Origin of the sequence: Stutzerimonas stutzeri (assembly GCF_018138085.1) — a bacterium.
Taxonomy (GTDB): Bacteria; Pseudomonadota; Gammaproteobacteria; order Pseudomonadales; family Pseudomonadaceae; genus Stutzerimonas; species Stutzerimonas stutzeri_AI.
In genome coordinates this window covers 1,166,247-1,186,232 of record NZ_CP073105.1, presented here as the reverse complement: position 1 = coordinate 1,186,232, position 19,986 = coordinate 1,166,247, and the positions used below count along the sequence as shown (strand labels likewise).

16 protein-coding genes are annotated in these 19,986 nt (G+C 62.5%); 13 read left to right on the top strand and 3 right to left on the bottom strand.

The features are described from left to right. Nucleotides 1-150: 150 nt before the first annotated feature. On the top strand, nt 151-777 hold the full coding sequence (locus KCX70_RS05660; RefSeq protein WP_212619544.1) for a LysE family translocator: 627 nt from the start codon (nt 151-153) through the stop codon (nt 775-777). Nucleotides 778-1,110: 333 nt separating this feature from the next. Here the strand turns inward: KCX70_RS05660 and uraH are convergent, their stop codons facing one another. Beyond that, nucleotides 1,111-1,464, bottom strand: coding sequence for a hydroxyisourate hydrolase (gene uraH / locus KCX70_RS05655; RefSeq protein ID WP_031311204.1), 354 nt, complete (start codon nt 1,462-1,464; stop codon nt 1,111-1,113). 352 nt (nt 1,465-1,816) lie between these two features. Between uraH and puuE the strand changes: the two genes are divergently transcribed. The 9 genes from puuE (at nt 1,817) to KCX70_RS05610 (ending at nt 12,819) form a co-directional block, all read left to right on the top strand. After that, nucleotides 1,817-2,746 (top strand): allantoinase PuuE, encoded by a 930-nt coding sequence (gene puuE / locus KCX70_RS05650; RefSeq protein ID WP_212619543.1) that lies wholly within the window; start codon nt 1,817-1,819, stop codon nt 2,744-2,746. Then, complete coding sequence (gene uraD, locus KCX70_RS05645; RefSeq protein WP_102851406.1) at nt 2,746-3,261, top strand: 2-oxo-4-hydroxy-4-carboxy-5-ureidoimidazoline decarboxylase; 516 nt, start codon at nt 2,746-2,748, stop codon at nt 3,259-3,261. Before puuE ends, uraD begins: the two co-directional genes overlap by 1 nt. Before the next feature lie 39 nt (nt 3,262-3,300). Then, on the top strand, nt 3,301-4,296 hold the full coding sequence (gene alc, locus KCX70_RS05640; RefSeq protein WP_212619542.1) for an allantoicase: 996 nt from the start codon (nt 3,301-3,303) through the stop codon (nt 4,294-4,296). A 757-nt stretch (nt 4,297-5,053) separates the two neighbouring features. Continuing rightward, the gene (locus tag KCX70_RS05635; protein ID WP_102851408.1) at nt 5,054-5,566 is read left to right on the top strand and encodes an ureidoglycolate lyase; all 513 of its coding nucleotides are present in this window, start codon (nt 5,054-5,056) and stop codon (nt 5,564-5,566) included. Between the two features lie 152 nt (nt 5,567-5,718). Then, entirely contained in the window at nt 5,719-6,969 is a 1,251-nt protein-coding gene (locus tag KCX70_RS05630; protein ID WP_212619541.1) for a urate hydroxylase PuuD, read from the top strand. A gap of 197 nt (nt 6,970-7,166) precedes the next feature. Continuing rightward, nucleotides 7,167-8,513 (top strand): nucleobase:cation symporter-2 family protein, encoded by a 1,347-nt coding sequence (locus tag KCX70_RS05625; RefSeq protein ID WP_212619540.1) that lies wholly within the window; start codon nt 7,167-7,169, stop codon nt 8,511-8,513. Between the two features lie 147 nt (nt 8,514-8,660). Further along, nucleotides 8,661-10,211 (top strand): cation:proton antiporter family protein, encoded by a 1,551-nt coding sequence (locus KCX70_RS05620; protein WP_212619539.1) that lies wholly within the window; start codon nt 8,661-8,663, stop codon nt 10,209-10,211. Nucleotides 10,212-10,417: 206 nt separating this feature from the next. Continuing rightward, nucleotides 10,418-11,917 (top strand): uracil-xanthine permease family protein, encoded by a 1,500-nt coding sequence (locus tag KCX70_RS05615; protein WP_102851412.1) that lies wholly within the window; start codon nt 10,418-10,420, stop codon nt 11,915-11,917. A 77-nt stretch (nt 11,918-11,994) separates the two neighbouring features. Beyond that, on the top strand, nt 11,995-12,819 hold the full coding sequence (locus KCX70_RS05610) for an outer membrane protein OmpK (RefSeq protein WP_212619538.1): 825 nt from the start codon (nt 11,995-11,997) through the stop codon (nt 12,817-12,819). Between the two features lie 201 nt (nt 12,820-13,020). Here the strand turns inward: KCX70_RS05610 and KCX70_RS05605 are convergent, their stop codons facing one another. Beyond that, nucleotides 13,021-14,952: a methyl-accepting chemotaxis protein gene (locus tag KCX70_RS05605; RefSeq protein WP_212619537.1), complete on the bottom strand. Its 1,932-nt coding sequence runs from the start codon at nt 14,950-14,952 to the stop codon at nt 13,021-13,023. Nucleotides 14,953-15,195: 243 nt separating this feature from the next. Continuing rightward, nucleotides 15,196-16,014 carry a substrate-binding periplasmic protein gene (locus tag KCX70_RS05600; RefSeq protein WP_212619536.1) on the bottom strand — a complete coding sequence of 273 codons (819 nt, stop codon included), beginning with the start codon at nt 16,012-16,014 and terminating at the stop codon, nt 15,196-15,198. Nucleotides 16,015-16,238: 224 nt separating this feature from the next. Between KCX70_RS05600 and KCX70_RS05595 the strand changes: the two genes are divergently transcribed. The 3 genes from KCX70_RS05595 (at nt 16,239) to KCX70_RS05585 (ending at nt 19,871) form a co-directional block, all read left to right on the top strand. After that, entirely contained in the window at nt 16,239-16,862 is a 624-nt protein-coding gene (locus KCX70_RS05595) for a TetR/AcrR family transcriptional regulator (RefSeq protein WP_021209629.1), read from the top strand. Nucleotides 16,863-17,062: 200 nt separating this feature from the next. Then, nucleotides 17,063-19,123: a putative bifunctional diguanylate cyclase/phosphodiesterase gene (locus tag KCX70_RS05590; protein ID WP_102847435.1), complete on the top strand. Its 2,061-nt coding sequence runs from the start codon at nt 17,063-17,065 to the stop codon at nt 19,121-19,123. A gap of 64 nt (nt 19,124-19,187) precedes the next feature. Beyond that, nucleotides 19,188-19,871, top strand: coding sequence for a spermidine synthase (locus KCX70_RS05585; protein WP_102847483.1), 684 nt, complete (start codon nt 19,188-19,190; stop codon nt 19,869-19,871). Nucleotides 19,872-19,986: the final 115 nt, after the last annotated feature.

Below are 19,986 nucleotides of genomic sequence, written 5' to 3'. Positions count from 1 at the left end.
GACACAAAGCCCCATCGTTTCGACGATGGGGCTTTTCTGCGTCATGACCTGACCCAAAGCTGCCGGGCACGCCGCAGCCAGCATATGATCAGGATGGCGCCCATCGGCGGCGCGCCGGGATATTGAATACTTGCCTAAAGGAGCACCGAAATGAGCCTGGAAACCTGGTTGCTGTTCTCGAGCGCAGCGTTGGTGGTCATTCTGATCCCCGGCCCGCTGTCGCTGCTGATGATCAGTAACAGTCTCAACTATGGGCTGCGGCGCTCCTGGCCGGCATTCGTCGGCGGGGTCAGCGCCTCGATCTGTCTGCTCAGCGCATCGGCGCTGGGGCTCGGCGCCCTGCTGCTGGCGTCGGAACAGGTATTCGGCGTTTTGAAGATCATCGGCGCCTTCTACCTGTTCTATCTCGCCTGGCAGAGCTGGCAGGCATCACGCCAACCCTCCAGCGGGCCCAGCGTGACGACTGCCGAGGTCAGCCCGCGCTTTCGCCAATTGTTCTGGCGCGCGTTCGGCCTGGGCGCGAGCAACCCGAAAGACATTCTGTTTTTCGCAGCCTTCCTGCCGCAGTTTCTCAGTGCGGATCGGCCGTTCCTGCCGCAATTGCTGGTGATGATTCTGACCTGGGCGGTGCTGGACCTGTGCTGCAAGCTGGCCTACGGGCTGGGGGCGCATGGGGCGGCGCGCCACCTGCGAACGGGCCGCGGGCAAGTGTGGTTCAACCGCACCAGTACGGCCCTGTTTGGAGGGGCCGGGGCGGTTTCGTTGATGAGTCGGTGAAGGGCCGATTGCGTCGGCTGTAGAGAGCAGAGCGGCGCCCCCTGCCTTTCTTCTTGGCTTCGAGATCGGCGCCGAGCCCCATTATCGAGTGGGCTGAGGCATTGGGTTCGCCCTACTGGGCGAAACCAAAACCTCAGCCCAGCACGACAAAAGGGTTAGATCACAGCATCTAAAAGCCAAACAGCTCCGCGAGCGAAACTCGCCCTCCCCTAGCTAGAGCCTCATCACCAAATCAAAAAAACCCGCCATCAAAGGCGGGTCGGGGGACTCAGGGGAGCCAAGGTTCACGCATGGGAGAGGTCTCTGCCGTGTCGCTGCACACGGCAGGCGCCGTCAGCTACCCCGATAGGTCGAGTAGCTATACGGCGAAATCAACAAGGGCACGTGGTAGTGATCCTGCTCGGCGCTGATGCCGAAGCGCAGCACCACGACGTCCAGGAAAGCCGGTTCGGGCAGCGCGACGCCACGGCCACGGTAGTAGTCGCCGGCCGAGAATTGCAGCTGGTAGACACCGGAGCGGTAGGTGTCGCCCTCAAGCAAAGGTGAATCACAACGGCCATCGGCGTTGGTTTGCCGGGTGGTGATCAGTTCGAGGCGTTCGCCCTCGACCCGGTAGAGTTCGATGCGGATGTCACTGCCCGGGCAACCATGGGCAGCATCCAGTACATGAGTAGTCAAACGTCCCATAGATTCCGACACCGCAGCTTGGCTGCCGATGTCCGCCTCCTCTTGTGATTGGTGTGGACCGGGTTCGAGCATAGCACGCACGAACTATTTTTAAAGACAGTTTAAGGAAAAACTGTACACAATTTTTTAGCACAGCTCTGGCCAGGATTTTGCTCGACAACTCGCGCCGGAGGGATCGACAGGGCTCGAGGCAAAACAAGCGGAGCGCAGCGAAGGCGACCGTTGAGTCGACCGATGAAAGAAATCAGCGAATTGCGATTTACAAAGCGCAAAACGTTTTGTATACAATTGCATCAAGGCGGTCGCACAGCTACCAAGGCCGCGACCCGCGATAGACAAAGGAATAACAACAGTGAGCGCCGACTACTCCCGTGACCTCATCGGCTACGCCGAGAACCCACCCCATCCGCAATGGCCGAGCGATGCCCGTATCGCATTGTCCTTCGTGCTCAACTACGAAGAAGGCGGCGAGCGCTGCGTGCTGCACGGCGATAACGAATCCGAAGCCTTTCTCTCCGAAATGGTTTCAGCCCAGCCGTTGCAGGGCGTGCGCAACATGAGCATGGAGTCGCTCTACGAGTACGGTAGCCGCGCCGGCGTCTGGCGTCTGCTCAAGTTGTTTCGCAAACATGACATACCGCTGACCATCTTCGCGGTGGCCATGGCCGCACAGCGTCATCCGGACGTGATCAAGGCGATGGTGGCCGACGGTCACGAGATCTGCAGCCACGGCTATCGCTGGATCGACTATCAGTACATGGACGAGGAGCAGGAGCGCGAGCACATGCTCGAGGCCATCCGCATCCTCACCGACATCACCGGCGAGCGTCCGCTGGGCTGGTACACCGGCCGCACCGGTCCGAACACCCGCCGGCTGGTCCGCGAGGAAGGTGGCTTCCTCTACGATTCCGACACCTACGACGATGACCTGCCCTATTGGGATCCGGAATCGACCCCGGACAAGCCGCACCTGGTGATCCCCTATACCCTGGACACCAACGACATGCGCTTCACTCAGGTGCAGGGCTTCAACACGGGCGACGACTTCTATACCTACCTCAAGGACGCCTTCGACGTGCTCTATGCCGAAGGCTGCGAGGGCGCGCCAAAAATGCTGTCCATCGGGATGCACTGCCGCCTGCTGGGTCGCCCGGCGCGTCTGGCGGCGCTGCAGCGCTTCATCGAGTACGTCAAGGGTCACGAGCAGGTGTGGTTCGCCCGCCGCGTCGACATCGCCCGCCACTGGCACACGACCCACCCTCTGACCCAGGAACGCAGCTAATGACCCCGTTCAAGACCATCAAGCCGTCCACCCTGGACCGCGACGCCTTCATCGCCACGTTCGCCGATGTCTACGAGCATTCGCCGTGGGTCGCCGATACCGTTTACCAGGCAGGTGTGGACGAGTCGTTGGACTACGTCGAGGTGATGCACGAGCGCATGTCGCAGGCCATGCTCTCGGCTCCGCACGACACCCAACTGGCGCTGATCAACGCTCACCCGGACCTCGCTGGCAAGGCGGCCGTACGCGGCGAGCTGACGGCATCGAGCACCGCCGAACAGGCCGGCGCCGGCATTCACGAATGTACCGCGGAAGAATTCGCCCGCTTCACCGAGCTGAACCAGGCCTACAAGGACAAGTTCGGCTTCATCTTCATCATGGCGGTCAAGGGCAGCAATCGGCACCAGATCCTCGCCGCCTTCGAAGAACGCATGCACAACACGCCCGAGCAGGAGTTCGCACGCGCCCTGGCTGAAATCAACAAGATCGCGTTGTTCCGCCTGCAAACGATGTAGGCAAAACCGCCCGTCAGACGACACCGAGAGAAGAACAACATGAAGCGCTACGCCGCACCGTTCGAGAAATACGTCAACCTGGCCGACGCCCGCCTGGGCACCCGCGCCCTTTCGGTCACCGACGACTGGTTCGCCGACGTCAACCGGCTGTTCCAGCCGACGCCGGCCGTTTGGAAAGAAGGCGTGTTCGATGACAACGGCAAGTGGATGGATGGCTGGGAATCGCGTCGCAAGCGTTTCGAAGGCTACGACCACGCGGTGATTCGCCTCGGCGTGCCGGGAACGATCAAGGGTGTCGACATCGACACCAGCTTCTTCACCGGCAACTTCCCGCCGTCCGCCTCGCTGGAGGCCTGCTTCCTCGCCGAGGGCGATCCGGACGACTCAACGGCCTGGACCGAAGTGCTTCCGGCCGTCGAACTCAAGGGTGACAGCCACCACTATCACGAGATCGCGTTCGACAAGCCGGTCAGCCACCTGCGCTTCAACATCTACCCCGACGGCGGCGTTGCCCGTCTGCGCGTACACGGCATCCCGTACCGCGACTGGAGCACCGTCGGCGATAACGAGCAGCTCGACCTCGCCTCGGCGCTCAATGGTGGCCGCGCGCTGGCGTGCTCCGACGAGCACTTCGGCCGCATGAGCAACATCCTCAACCCGGGCCGCGGCGTGAACATGGGCGACGGCTGGGAAACCGCACGTCGGCGCACGCCGGGCAACGACTGGGTCATCGTCGCGCTGGGCACGCCTGGCGAGATCGAGCGGATCGTCGTCGATACCTTGCACTTCAAGGGCAACTACCCGGACAGCTGCAGCATCCAGGCGGCGTACGTCAAAGGCGGCACCGACAGCCAGATCGAGACCCAAAGCCTGTTCTGGCGCGAGTTGCTGCCGAGCCAGAAGCTGCAGATGCACGCCGAGCACGAGTTCAGCGAACAGATCGCCAAGCTTGGCCCGATCACCCACGTGCGCCTGAACATCTTCCCGGACGGTGGCGTCAGCCGTCTGCGGTTGTTTGGCAAGGCCGTGAAGTAACCGAACCGTCGTGGGAGCGGTCGCGAATGCTTTCGAGGCCCTTCGCGGTCAAGACCGCTCCCACAAAAGAGCGCGCCCCGGCCGTAGGGTAGGGCATCGCTGGAACCGTAAGGTGGTGGTTCGGCAAGGCCGTGAAATGAGGCCAGCCGACCAGATACGCACTGTGGGAGCGGTTGGGGACGCCTGGTCTCGACCGTGAATGCTTTCGAGGCCCTTCGCGGTCAAGACCGCCCCCACAAAAGAGCGCGCCCCGGCCGTAGGGAAGGGCATCGCTGGAACCGTAAGGTGGTTGTTCGGCAAGGCCGTGAAATGAGGCCAGCCGGAGCCGACCAGATACACCCTGTGGGAGCGGTTGGGGACGCCTGGTCTCGACCGCAAACGCTTTCGAGGCCCTTCGTGGTCGAGACCGCTCCCACAAAAGAGCGCGCCCCGGCCGTAGGGTGGGGCATCGCTGGAACCGTAAGGCGGTTGTTCGGCAAGGCCGTGAAATGAGGCCAGCCGGAGCCGACCAGATACACACTGTGGGAGCGGTTGGGGACGCCTGGTCTCGACCGCAAACGCTTTCGAGACCCTTCGCGGTCGAGACCGCTCCCACAAAAGCAAGCTCTTCGGCTCTGCATCGGCATCAGCCGAGGGGGAGCGCAAGGAACGAGGTCAACCGCGGCTCCGCGCCAGTCCCCTCGCCCCTCCGGGGAGAGGGTTAGGGTGAGGGGCAACGGCGCTAAGCGAACAACGAAAACAACTGAACGAGCACAGCATGCGCACACTCAAGATCGAACCGTTGACCAAGGAAGCCTTCGCCCCCTTCGGCGATGTCATCGAAACCGAAGGCAGTGACTATTTCATGATCAACAACGGGTCTACCCGCCGCTACCACAAGCTGGCGACGGTGGAGACCGCGCAGCCGGACGATCAGGCCATCATCAGCATCTTCGCCGCCGACGCGCTGGAAATGCCGCTGGTCATCCGCATGCTCGAACGTCATCCGCAGGGCAGCCAGGCTTTCATTCCGCTGCTCGGCAACCCCTTTCTGGTCGTGGTCGCGCCACTTGGCGATGCACCTGTACCGGAACACGTCCGCGCCTTCCGCAGCAACGGCAGGCAGGGCGTCAATTACCACCGCGGCGTCTGGCACCACCCGGTGCTGACGATCGAAAAGCGGGATGAATTCCTGGTGGTCGATCGCAGCGGTTCTGGCAACAACTGCGACGAGCATTTTTTCACCGAGGATGAGCTGGTACTCCTCGACCCCCACCGGGACTCCGAGTAAGTGTTCGATTGATCACCGAGGGCCATCCCCGGCACGGCTGATGTGCACAGCCAGCGCCGGAAATGCGTGCTTCAGAGCAAGCGGGACACTTGCGACGAGTCGAATAAGAAGAAACAACGGTTGGTACGCCGGCCGTGCAAGAGGTAATTATCGTGGAAGCACATCTGACCGAATGGTTGAACCTGAGTATTCGCTGGATTCATATGATCGTCGGCATCGCCTGGATCGGTGCCTCGTTCTACTTCGTCTGGCTGGAAAACAACCTTAACCGCGCCAACCCCCGCGACGGCCTCTCGGGCGACCTCTGGGCGATCCATGGTGGCGGTATCTACCACCTGGAAAAGTACAAGCTGGCCCCGCCGCAGATGCCGGACAACCTCCACTGGTTCAAGTGGGAGGCCTACACCACCTGGCTGTCGGGCGTGACCCTGCTGATGGTGGTCTACTACCTCAACCCTTCGCTGTACCTGATCGCGCCCGGCAGCGACATGGCCCCGGCCATGGCGATCGCCATCGGTTTCGGCTCGCTGATCGTCGGCTGGTTCGTCTACGACCTGCTCTGCGATTCGCCGTTGGGCAAGCAACCGGCGCTGCTCGGTCTGGTGCTGTTCGTCCTGGTGATCTTCGCCGCCTGGGCCTACTCGCAGGTGTTCAGCGGGCGTGCGGCCTACATCCACACCGGCGCGTTGATCGGCACCATCATGGTCGGCAACGTGTTCCGCATCATCATGCCGGCCCAGCGCGCGCTGGTTGCCGCCATCGAGCAGAACCGCACGCCGGATCCGGTGCTGCCGGCCAAGGGTCTGTTGCGTTCGCGCCACAACAACTACTTCACCCTGCCGGTGCTGTTCATCATGATCAGCAACCACTTCCCGAGCACCTACGGCAGCCAGTACAACTGGGCGATCCTGGCCGGCATCTCGGTACTCGCCGTACTGGTTCGTCACTACTTCAACACCCGTCATGACAGCAACCGCTTCGCCTGGGCCCTGCCAGCCGCTGCGGTCGGCATGATCTGCCTGGCATTCGTCACCGCGCCCAGCCGCCAGGGTGGCGTACCCAACGCCGTGCCTACCAGCCCTCGCGAGCAGAGCATCGAGGCCCAACAGGCCGCCGCCGCGCCCGCCGAGCAAGCCGGTAATAGCCAGTTCGCCGAAGTTCATCGGATCATCAACGAGCGCTGTGCCGTGTGCCACTCCGCTCAACCGAGCAGCCCGATGTTCAGCGCGGCGCCTGCCGGCGTGATGTTCGATACGCCCGAGCAGATCCGCCAGCAGGCCGCGAAGATCCATGCGCAAGCGGTAGCGAGCCAGATCATGCCGCTGGGCAACATGACCCACATGACCCAGGAAGAGCGCGACCTGCTCGGTGCCTGGATCGACAAGGGTGCTCCGATCAACTGATCGCCGTGCCCAGGGCCGCGCTTCCGAGCGCGGCTTTTTTTCATCCCCACTATTCCTGCACTAGCCGAGCGAGCCCCGTACCACCTAAAGATCGACCCCATCGAGCCTGAGCACTCAGCGCCCGAACCCTATTCGGCCCCGCACGTGCAGCGGGGCCCGCGCGCCATCCAATAACAACAGCGTCCGAGGTGTTTTGCATGAACGAAGTGACCGAGCGGGAAACCGCACCAGCTAAGGAACAGCGGCTACCCCTGCTGCAGATGCTGCTGGTGAGCTTCCAGCACGTGCTGCTGATGTACGGCGGAGCGGTCGCCGTGCCGCTGATCGTGGGCCAGGCGGCCGGGCTGTCACGCGAGGAGATTGCCTTCCTGATCAACGCCGACCTGCTGGTGGCGGGCATCGCCACCGTGGTGCAGTCGATGGGTATCGGCCCGGTGGGCATCCGCATGCCGGTCATGATGGGCGCCAGCTTCGCCGCCGTGAGCAGCATGGTGGTGATGGCCGGCATGCCCGGCGTCGGTATGCCCGGCATCTTCGGTGCGACCATCGCCGCTGGCTTCTTCGGCCTGCTGTTCGCGCCCTTCGTCTGCAAGATCGTCCGCCTGTTTCCTCCGCTGGTAACGGGCACCGTGATCACCGCCATCGGTCTTTCGCTGTTCCCGGTCGCAGTGAACTGGGCGGGCGGCGGCAGCGGCGGCCAGTTCGGCGCCCTGCCCTATCTCGGCGTCGCCGCCGCCGTGCTGACGGTAATCCTGCTGATCAACCAGTTCATGCGCGGCTTCTGGGTGAACGTCTCGGTCTTGATCGGCATGGCCCTGGGTTACGTGCTGGCCGGTAGCCTGGGCATGGTCGATCTGTCTGGAATCGACACCGCTCCCGCACTGCAGGTGGTGACGCCGAATCACTTCGGCGCGCCGCAATTCATGCTCGCGCCCATTCTGTCGATGTGCCTGGTGGTGGTGATCATCTTCGTCGAGTCGGCCGGCATGTTCCTGGCGCTGGGCAAGATCACCGGACACGAGGTCGACCCCAAGCAGCTGCGCCGCGGCCTGTTGTGCGATGCCGGCGCGACCTTTTTCGCCGGTTTCATGAATACCTTCACCCATTCCTCGTTCGCCCAGAATATCGGCCTGGTGCAGATGACCGGTGTGCGCAGTCGCTACGTCACAGCGGTCGCCGGCCTGTTGCTGATCAGCCTGAGCCTGCTGCCTAAGGCCGCCTTTCTGGTCGCCTCGATTCCCGCAGCGGTGCTGGGCGGCGCCAGCATCGCCATGTTCGGCATGGTCGCGGCGACCGGCATCAAGCTCCTGCAGGAGGCCGATATCGGCGATCGTCGCAACCAGTTGCTAGTGGCCGTAAGCATCGGCCTGGGGATGGTCCCGGTGGTGCGCCCCGAGTTCTTCGCTCAGCTGCCGCAATGGATGGAGCCGATCACCCACAGCGGTATCGCCCTGGCGACGCTCAGCGCGGTGACGCTGAACCTGTTGTTCAACGTACTCGGCGGCGCCGAACGCCAGGCGCTGACCGGCGCGGCGCAGCACTGAGCCGCTGACACGCGCCGCGCTCCCCGCCCGGCGCCAACCACAGCGAAACCCGCCAAGCGCGGGTTTCGTCGCTTCCAGGCCAGGGAACCTCGACAAGCCGTCCGCCGTGGCTAAAATGCAGGCCCGCCCACCCCCGAGCACCTCGAGATGATTGAAGCCAGCTGGATTGCGTTCGCCTTCGTCCTTGGGCTCGCCGCGCGCTCAGTGGGCCTGCCGCCGCTGATCGGCTATCTGGGTGCGGGCTTTACCCTGGCCGGTTTCGGCGAGCATTTCGGCGTCGGCCCGCGGGACAGCGAGATCCTCGCGCACCTCGCCCATCTCGGCGTGCTGCTGTTGCTGTTCACCGTCGGGCTGAAGCTCAAGCCGAGCAATCTGCTGCGCCGCGAGGTCATCGGTGGTGGCTTGCTGCATTTCGCCGTGTCCAGCCTGCTGGTCCTGCCGGTAATCCAGTTCGTGCTGGACCTGAGTTGGCGCGAGAGTTTGCTGCTGGCGATCGCCCTGTCCTTCTCCAGCACCGTGCTGGCGGCCAAGGTGCTCGAGGGCAAGCGCGAGCTGCGCGCGTTCCACGGGCGGGTCGCCATCGGTGTGCTGATCATTCAAGACCTTATCGCCCTGGTGGTGATGAGCATCGCCAGCGGCAAGGTGCCATCGGCCTGGGCGTTGCTGGTGTTCGGCCTGCCGCTGTTGCGACCGTTGCTGTTCCGCCTGCTCGATCACAGCGGCCACGAGGAGCTGATGGTTCTGCTGGGCCTGACCCTGGCGCTGGTGGTGGGCGGGCTCGGCTTCGAGTATGTCGGGCTGAGTTCGGAACTGGGCGCGCTGGCCTTCGGCGCCATGCTGGCCAAGCATAAGCGCGCGATCGAGCTGTCCAACTCACTGTGGGCGATCAAGGAAATCTTCCTGGTCGGTTTTTTCTTGCAGATCGGCATCGGGGGCCTGCCTGATGCCCATGCGATGCTGTTCGCCGGGGCTATCGCGCTGCTACTGCCACTCAAGGGCGCCCTGTTCTTCTTCCTCTTCCTGCTGTTTCGCCTGCGTGCGCGCAGCGCCTTTCTCAGCGCCGCGAGCCTGACCAACTACAGCGAATTCGGCCTGATCGTCGCCAGCGTGGTGCTCCCCCAGTGGCTGACGCCGCTGGCAATCACCGTGGCCCTGTCGTTCGTCTTTTCGGCGCAGCTCAACCGCATCTCCCACCCCCTCTACGATCGGCTGGCCAAACGGCTGATTCCGCTGGAGCGCAACACCCGCCATCCCGACGAGCAACCCGTGTCGCTGGGCGACGCACAGATCCTGATCATGGGCATGGGGCGCACCGGCCGCGCCGCCTATGACCATCTGAGCAAACAGGGTTGGCGACTGGTCAGCCTCGACTCGGACCCTGTGACGGTGGAAAAAAGCAGCGAGAAGGGCCGCCAGGTACTGTTCGCCGACGCCGAGGACCAGATGTTCTGGGAAAGCCTGGAAATGAACAAGGTCGAGGCGGTGATCCTGGCGATGAACGACGCCGAAGCGAAGGTCATTTCCACCCGCAAGCTGCGCGGTAAAGGCTTCGAGGGATTGATCGTCTCGCACGCCATGTACGAGGACATCGCGCAGCAGATCGAAGAAGCCGGCGCCGATCGCACCTACCTGACCATGAGCGAGGCCGGAGCAGGCCTCGCCGAAAATGTCTCGCGAGAGCTGCTGGCCAACCGCTAGGTCGCGCCACACCTGGTTTGCATGGCGCACGGCGCGGTCGTCGCAATTGTGCACAATCGATAATTTTTTTGTTTCAACTCCTGTCCACAGATTGTTATAGTCGAGCCCAACCTGACCGATCGAACAGCTTTTCGATGATCAGGATGCGAGGTCCGTGCAGCCTCGAAAGCCCATGACCGAACAATAACGAATGGCAGGCTTGAACCATGACCGCAACGGAATCCAGGAGCGGTGACGCTCCCAACCAGGACCTGATCTATCAACTCGAGGATCGTCCAGGCCCTCTCCCCGCCACCTTTGCCGCGATACAGCACGTGCTGGCCAGTTTCGTCGGCGTCATCACCCCAACCCTGATCATCGGCGGCGTGCTTGGCCTGGGCGACTACGTGCCCTATCTGGTCAGCATGGCGCTGTTCGTCTCAGGTATCGGCACCTTTATCCAGGCCAAGCGGGTCGGCCCTATCGGCGCCGGCATGCTCTGCCTGCAGGGCACCAGCTTCGGCTTTCTCAGCGTGATCCTTGCCGCGGGTTTCATCGTCAAGAACCGCGGCGGCAGTCCCGAAGAGATACTCGCCACGCTGTTCGGCGTCAGCTTCTGCGCCGCGTTCGTCGAGATCGCCGTCAGCCGCTGTATCGATAAGTTGCGGCGGATCATCACACCGGTGGTCACCGGCACCATCATCAGCCTGATGGGCCTGTCGCTGATCAAGGTATCCATGACCGATATCGCAGGTGGCTACGGCGTCGAGAATCCCGGCTCACTGCAGAACCTGGCGCTGGCAGGCCTGGTACTCGGCACCATCATCATCCTCAATCGCTTCGGCATTCCCTTGCTGCGCCTGTCAGCCGTCATCGTCGCGCTCGTGGTCGGCTACGTCGCGGCCTGGATGATGGGCATGGTGGATTTCTCCAGCCTCGCCGCGCTGCCGGCAGTCAGCGTGCCGCAACCCTTCAAGTTCGGCTTCGCCTTCGATTGGATGGCGTTCATCCCGGTTGCGGTGATCTTTCTGATCACGCCGCTGGAGACGGCTGGCGACCTGACCGCCAACTCGATGATCTCGCGTCAGCCGGTCAAGGGGCCGCTGTATCTCAAGCGCATCAAGGGCGGCATCCTCGGTGACGGCTGCAGCTCGCTGCTGGCGGCCACCTTCAACAGCCTGCCGATGACCACCTTCAGCCAAAACAACGGTGTCATTCAGCTGACCGGCGTCGCCAGCCGTCATGTTGGGCTGTATATCGCCGGCATTCTGATTCTGCTGGCACTGTTCCCGGTGGTCGGTGGCGTGCTGCAACTGATGCCCAAGCCGGTGCTCGGCGGCGCCACGCTGATCATGTTCGGCACGGTCGCGATTGCCGGAATCAAGATTCTCGCCGAAGCAGGCCTGAACCGCCGCAACATGCTCATCGTCGCGATCTCGCTGGGCCTGGGCCTGGGCGTGGCGGCTGTTCCGGAAGTGCTGACCAACCTGCCCGAGGTGCTGAAGAACATCTTCGGCTCGCCGATCACCATCGGTGCCTTCAGCGCGATCCTGCTCAACTTCTTCCTGCCGCGCGATGCGGATGAACAGGACGACTACGACCCGGACAACCTGATCGAAGACTCGCTCGGCACCAACACGCTGGCCGTCAACATCCCCAACTATGCCGAGCCCGGCGCCAGGGCGACCGCCACCGACCTCAGCCAGCAACTGACCCCAACGGGTTGACCGCTATCGACGCCTGGGCGCGATGCGGCCAGGCGCAACGCCGCTTCATCAAAACAACAAAACCAAAGGGCACCAACATGAACTTCAGACTCGCTCCCCTCTCGCTGGCGCTGGCCGGCAGCCTGCTCGCCGCCCCGGCCTTCGCCGACGGCATGCTGCAATGGCAGAACAACAGCCTGACCTATCTGTACGGCAAGAACTTCAAGGTCGATGCCGGCGAGATCCAACAGACCATCACCTTCGAACATGCCAGCGGCTGGAGCTGGGGCGACATGTTCCTGTTCGTCGACAACAAGTGGTACAACGGCCTGTCCGGCAATGACGGCCATACCTACTACGGGGAATTCAGCCCGCGCCTGTCGTTCGGCAAGCTGACCGGACAGGACCTGAGCTTCGGCCCGATCAAGGACGTGCTGCTGGCCGCTACCTACGAGCGCGGCGAAAGCACCAACGGCGTGCCGAACCAGAACTATCTGCTCGGCCCGGCAGTCGACCTGAACGTCCCCGGCTTCGATCGCATGGCGATCAACGTCTACTACCGCAAGCCCGATGGCACCACCGGCAAGCCCTCAGGCCAGTGGCAGATCACGCCCACCTGGGCGATGACCATTCCGGTGGGCAAGTCCGACATCCTGTTCGACGGCTATATCGACTGGGTGGTCAACGATGCCGGTTCCGAGCGTCGCGGTGACTTCCTTTCGAAGAACCTGCACATCAACCCTCAGATCAAATACGACCTGGGCAAGGCGCTCGACGGCGAGCCGGGCAAACTGTATGTCGGTATCGAGTACGACTACTGGTCGGATAAGTACGGCATCGAGGACGGTGGCTTCGTCAGCCGCAACTTCGTCGGCTCCACGGACCAGAACACCGCGAGCCTGCTGCTCAAGGCGCACTTCTGATCCAGCAGCGATGACCGAGAGGCAGCCCGTCGGGCTGCCTTTTTTTTTCGCCTCGCTCAACGCTGAGTGCAGCCCGACAAACGCGCCGGCAACGGAGGGCAGTATCTCCGTTGTGGAGACGCCCGCCCTGCGCCTCAAGCGCTACACCGACATGAAGTTCCTGCGCGCCGACGCTCGCTGAGCGAGGGCGCGCATCGAGGCTTACAGTTTGAAGCTGCCCATCTTCCGGCTCAGATCATCCGCCAGGCGGCTCAGCGCCTGGCAGTCCTCGAGGCAGCCCTGCACGTCGCTGGCCGTGGCCTGGGCGAGATCGGCGATACCCTGAACGTTGTGGGTGATCTCCTCGGTCACGCTGCTCTGCTCTTCCGTTGCCGCGGCGACCTGGGTGTTCATGTCGCTGATCGCCTCGACCTGCTCGGTAATCGCGCCAAGCGATTGCCCGGTGCGCTGGCTGGCCTCCACGCCGGTCCCGGTCGCCGCCCGCCCCGCATGCATCGAGTTGACCGCATTTTCGGCGCCGCTCTTGAGGCCCTGGATCATTTGCTGAATTTCATCGGTGGACGCCTGGGTCCGGCTCGCCAGCGTCCGGACCTCGTCGGCCACCACGGCGAAGCCACGGCCCATTTCACCGGCCCGTGCGGCCTCGATGGCGGCGTTGAGCGCCAGCAGGTTGGTCTGCTCGGAAATGCTACGAATCACCGCCAGCACCTTATCGATCGACGCCACCTGCTGCGCCAGGTCCGTCACCGATTCGGCCGCATGACCGATATCGCCAGACATCTTCTCGATGTGCGCAATGGAATCACCGACCACCTTGCGCGCTTGCATCGCTTCGCTGCGAGCGCCTTGCGAAGCCTGCGCCGCATTGCTGGCATTACGGGCAATCTCTTGAACGGTCAGGCCCATCTCGTGCACGGCGGTGGCGACCATGTCGGTCATCTCATGCTGGCGTCCGGCACGCGTGGCGGTATTGTCGACCACCTGTGCCACCTGCACCACAGCCGTCCGCAGCTGTTGGCTGGTGTTGAGCACATCGCCGATCAACTCACGCAGGCTGCCGATGAAGCGGTTGAATCCGCGGGCCAGATCGCCCAGTTCATCGGCACGGCTTTCATCCAGACGACGGGTAAGGTCACCGCCGCCCCCACCGATCTCCACAAGGGCGTGGGTGACCTGGCGAATCGGCTTGACCAGCCCTCGTGCCAGCACCACCACCAGGGCCAGGAAGAACAGCGCGATGCAGCCACCGATCAGGCTGATGGTCCATAGCGTATGGCGCGCCTCGGCGAAGATCTCCGCCTCCGGTACCTCGCTGACCAGCACCCAGCCAAGACTTTCCACCGGCTGAGCGATGGCCAGGAACGTCTCGCCGTCACGTTCGAAGCGCACCGCATCGTGACTGCCATTGAGCAGTCGCTGCGCGGCCTCGGTGCCGATCAGCGCGCTGAGTTCGGTGTGGTCGTTGTTCTCGGTACGCGGATGCACTTTTACTCGCCCAGCGGCGTTGATCAGATAGACCTCGCCACGCTCGCCGAAATGGAAGTTGCTGATCAGCTCGGACATGCTTTTCAGGCTGTAGCCCAGCCCGGCGACGCCCAGCGTCTTGCCGCCTGCCTCGATGCGTTGGTTGATGAACAGCGTCGGCAGCCGAGACGCCTTGTCGATATCGATCTCGAAGCGCCGCTCGATGCCACTGCCGACCAGGCTATAGAACCATCCGTCACCCGCAGCCTGGCGGCTGAGCGTGCGCGACAGACCGGCGTCAGAGTAATAGTTGCCGCTGTCCAGTACTGCGATGGACGTGGCCAGGGCATTCTGCTGCGCCTTGACGCCATTGAGATAGCGCCCCATGGCGTCGGCGAGGTCGGCGCTTTCGCCGTTCAGCAGCCAGTCCTGCACCAGGCTGTTGCCGGCAATGCCGGCCGTGGCGGTAATCGGCGCCGCCAAGGTTCGTTCGATATCGTTACGAATCGCGGCGACGTTGGCCGGCAACGCCTGCCCGACCAGGTAGCGCTCCGCCAGCCGGTTGACCGCCGACGAATAGACCAGGATGACGATCAGCATGCTGGTGAGCAGCGCCGCCCCCATGCTGACAATCAGCTGCCACTGAATACTGCGTTGCATGAACGGCATGATATGACCTCGGTTGTTATTGTTCTGCGGTACACAACTATACTTAAGTTTGTATACAGCAAAAGCATTAGCGTCATAATGCTATCGGCCTGAACGTTCGGGTCTTTACGACCGTTCAGCGCCAGCATTCCGAGGTCGGTTGGCTCAGGATCACGAGAAGAATCAGGCGACTACGCCTGGCAGGATTTCCGTGCAACCACGGTGGCGTCGGGCAACCCAACGGGCGGTAGCGACGCGCCCAGCTCAGCCGCCTGAGGCATGCTTGAGTCGTTGGCGCTCGAGAAAGTCGACCTTCCACTGCTCCATCCCGATGTATTCCGAGGACAGGTTGGCCTCCACCTGGTGCTTATCCTTGAGCGCGGCGACTTCGGCCCGCTGTTCGTCGAGAAAACGGTCGAAACGATCAATCAATTCTGGATGCTCACGGCTTGAAAGATTGAACGTACCGCGGGTATGCGGCAGACCGGGATCGAACACCAACACCCCCGGCTTGGCACGCAGGTTGTTCAGGTAATAGGCCGCAACCACGACGTTGTAATAGCCGCCATCGGTGTCCTTGAGCAAGGCCTGTCGGACCATGCGCGGCAAGCCTTTGCTGCTTACCAGTTGCACCTGGTTCGTGCGAACACGGTCTTCATAGCCTCTGGGCGTCCAGCCATCCACGACGGCCAAACGCCTCAGCTCGTCGATGCCCAGCCCGACGCGACGAGGTGGCACCAGCACGCCGTCCACGTAGTTCACCACCGGCTGGCTGTAGTGCAACGGTGGGCCGATCTTAGCCTGCACCGACCAGCTCGGGTTGTCGGGATATTTGGCATCGATCTGGCCAGCGAGCAGCGCCGGGAGCAAGGCATCGGCGGGCATCACGCGGAGCGTCAGATGTATCCCGGCCTGCGCCGCGAAACGGTCGAACAGCTCGCGTGCGAAGCCGCGATAGTTGCCCTGGCTGTCGCCACTGTAATGCGGCAGAAAGTCGGCCTGTTCGACACCTATTACATAGCTCTGCTCGGCTAAAGCGGTCGTCGAGCATGCAAGCGCGAGCGAGGCAATGAAGATTTTCATGGATACGGCTCCTTGTATTCGACCAGCGCGGGTGCCGAAACCCGACTGGCGCACAGGGCCCGGCGCAACGCACAGTAACAAACGGGACTGATACTTTGTATACAAGAATTCCACAAACAGATCACAAATCTCCAACTCGCCGGCTGCCTTGAGGCGCCTCGAAGGCCGATGCTAGGATGCGGCGCAAGCCACCAGGCTGGGTGGTCACGAAATGAACAGGCCCTATGTCCAGTATCCGCGAGCGCAACAAAGAACTGATCCTGCGCGCTGCCAGCGAAGAGTTCGCCGAAAAGGGCTTCGCCGCCAGCAAAACCAGCGATATCGCCAACCGCGCCGGGCTGCCCAAGCCCAACGTCTATTACTATTTCAAGAGTAAGGAAAACCTGTATCGCGAAGTTCTCGACAGCATTGTCGAGCCATTGCTGCGGGCGTCCGCCCCGTTCAACCAACCTGGCGAACCGGCCGATGTGCTGCGCGCTTACATCCGCACCAAAATCCGCATTTCGCGCGAGCACGCCTGTGCATCCAAGGTGTTCGCCAGCGAAATCATGCACGGGGCGCCGCACCTGCCTGCCGAGCGCGCCGCGCAGCTGAATGCTCAAGCCAGTCACAACGTCGCCCGCATACAGGCCTGGATCGATCAGGGACTGATGGCCAGGGTCGACCCCAACCATCTGATGTTCAGCATCTGGGCCGCCACCCAAACCTATGCCGATTTCGACTGGCAGATTTCCACGGTCACGGGAAAGGCCAAGCTCGATGATGCCGACTACGAAGCGGCCGCCGAAACGATCATTCGCATGGTGATAAAGGGGTGCGAGGTGAAGGAGGTCGCCGTCGCGAGCTGATTCGGCAAAAGCGGCCGCTCACCGTGCCGACACGCTGTTTGCCAAGACTGGAGCTGGCGTGACGGTGATCGACGGAAGGATCTGCTGCCCCTGTACAGCTTTTGATAACGTCGCCGCTTATAACCATGCTCGACCTTTGACGCCTCATCTATGACGACCAATACTTGCGCTGGCCCCCGGCTTGGAAAAAGGAAATTCTTTTGACCGCATCGCGCAACAGCCTGTCGAGGAAGCTGCTTCGTGTCGTCCTGCTGTCCGCTCTCGGCGTTGGGCTGGTGCTGAGCTGCGCGCAAATCGTCTTCGATGCCTACAAGACCCGCCAGCTGATCAACGCCGAGGCGCAGCGAATCCTGCGCATGACACGCGACCCCTCCACCCAGGCCATTTATAGCCTCGATCGTGAAATGGGCGCGCAGGTCATGGAGGGCTTGTTCCAGCACGAATCGATTCACGAGGCCTCGATCGGTCATCCGGGCGACGAGCCACTGGCCTTCAAATCCCGTCCTCTGCTGTCGCTGCCATCACGCTGGGTAACCGACCCGATACTCGGCCGAGACCAGGCCTTTTCCATCCCGCTGATTGGGCGCCCGCCTTATAACGAGTATTACGGCGACCTTCGCATCACATTGGATACCGCCCGTTACGGAGAGGATTTCATCAGCAACTCGGCGGTGATTTTCGTCGTTGGCATTCTCCGTGCGCTGGTGCTGGGGCTGTTGCTCTACCTGATCTACGAATGGCTGCTGACGCGGCCGCTGACCAGGCTGATCGAGCACATGTCACGCATCAATCCGGGCCGCCCCGGCGAACATTCCCTGCCCATGCCCAAGGGCCATGAACGAAACGAGCTGGGACTTTGGGTAGAGACTGCCAACGGCCTGCTCGCCGCCATCGAACACAACATGCAGTTGCGCCACGCGGCAGAGAACAGCCTGCAGCGCATGACTCAGTACGACTCGCTGACTGGCCTGCCCAACCGTCAGCAATTGCAGCAGCAACTCGACAACATCCTCGGCGAAGCGGCCCGGATCCAGCGCCGGGTGGCGGTACTCTGCCTCGGCCTGGACGACTTCAAGGGCCTGAACGAGCAATACAGCTACCAGAACGGCGATCGCATGCTGATGGCGCTGGCCGACCGCCTGCGCGCACTGAGTGGGCGTGTCGGGGCGCTGGCCCGTCTTGGCGGCGACCAGTTCGTGCTGGTCCTGTTCGGCTTCGAGCAGCCCTATGAAGCGGCGGAGCTGGCTCAGAAAGTTCTCGACGACCTGGAGCGGCCGGTCGTACTCGATCAGCAACCCATACGTCTGCGCGCCACGATCGGTATCACCCTTTATCCAGAAGACGGCGACAGCACCGAGAAGCTGCTGCAAAAAGCCGAGCAGACCATGACCCTGGCCAAAAGCCGCTCGCGCAACCGTTACCAGTTCTACGTCGCCAGCATCGACAGCGAGATGCGGGCGCGGCGGGATTTGCAGAACGATCTGGCAGAAGCGGTCAAGCGCGGGGAGTTCCACCTGGTCTACCAGCCGCAGATCGATTACCGGCTGAAGCGCATTACCGGTGTGGAAGCACTGCTGCGCTGGACGCACCCGAGCGGCAAGATGGTTCCGCCGGACGTCTTCATCCCCCTGGCCGAGCAGAATGGCAGCATTCTCGGGATTGGCGAGTGGGTGCTGGACGAGGCCTGCCGCCAGCTGAGCGAATGGCATCGCCAAGGCTTCGGTAATCTGCGCATGGCGGTCAATCTGTCCACCGTCCAGCTGCACCACGCCGAGCTGCCGGAGATGATCAGCAATCTGCTGCGCACCCATCAGCTGCCACCCGAGACACTGGAGCTGGAAGTAACCGAAACCGGCCTGATGGAAGACATCGCCGCCGCCACCCACAACCTGCACAGTTTGCGTCGCTCCGGCGCGCTGATCGCGATCGATGATTTCGGAACCGGTTATTCTTCGCTGAGTTACCTGAAGAGTCTGCCGCTGGACAAGATCAAGATCGACAAGAGCTTCGTGCGTGACATGGCCGTGGACGAAGGTGACACCACCATCGTCCGGGCGATCATCCAGCTGGGCAAGAGTCTCGGCATGCTGGTGATCGCCGAAGGCGTGGAAACCGCCGAGCAGGAACGTTACCTCATCGACGAAGGCTGCAATGAAGGCCAGGGCTACTACTACAGCAAACCCCTGCCTGCGGCCGAACTGGTCACGCTGCTGCGCCAATCCCTGCGTATCGAACACAGACTCAACTCGGAGCCCCTGTAACGCCTAGCGCCACCGCGCCGTGCGCCTAGCACCGCGCCCACTCCCCCACCTATGGGCCATGCGCATGAAGCGTTTCGTACTCATCGACACCGCCGAGATTCCCAACACAGACGGCGCCCTCTGCCTCTTCAGTTACGGCGACGACTTCGTCATCAAGATCCGCGGAGGCAACGGCAATCAGCTGATGAACACGCGCATGCACGGCTCGGAAGACGCGCTGGCGGAGATCCCCTGCACCAGGATTGCTCGGCGCCCCCAGGCATGCGTGTTGATCGGTGGGTTGGGCATGGGTTTCACGCTCGCCTCGGCGCTCAGGCACCTGGGCAGCGATGCCGAAGTACAGGTCGCCGAACTGGTGCCCGGAGTGATCGACTGGAACCGCGGGCCGCTGGGCGAAAAGGCCGGCATGCCGCTCGATGACCCACGCACCCGCGTCATCCGCAGTGATGTCGCCGACATCCTCAACGGCGAACGACAAGGCTTCGACGCGATCATGCTCGATGTGGACAACGGTCCCGAAGGGCTGACCAGCAAGCGTAACAGCTGGCTGTACTCGTCACAGGGGCTCGATGCCTGCGCCCGGGCGCTACGCCCCAAAGGGCTCTTGGCCGTGTGGTCGGCCAGCGCCGATCGCGCCTTTTCCCAACGGCTATCGCGATCGGGGTTCCAGGCAGAAGAGGTGCAGGTATTCGCCCATGGCAATCGTGGGACTCGACACACCATCTGGATAGCCGAAAAGCGCAGCTGAAGTCGCCCAACGACAGAAAAAAAGATAGCATTTAGCCATCAATCTTGTACGCCGCCACACCACTGGCTCCGCTACACTCAATTCGGCTCGTGTCGATTGTTGTTCGCAGGTTTCA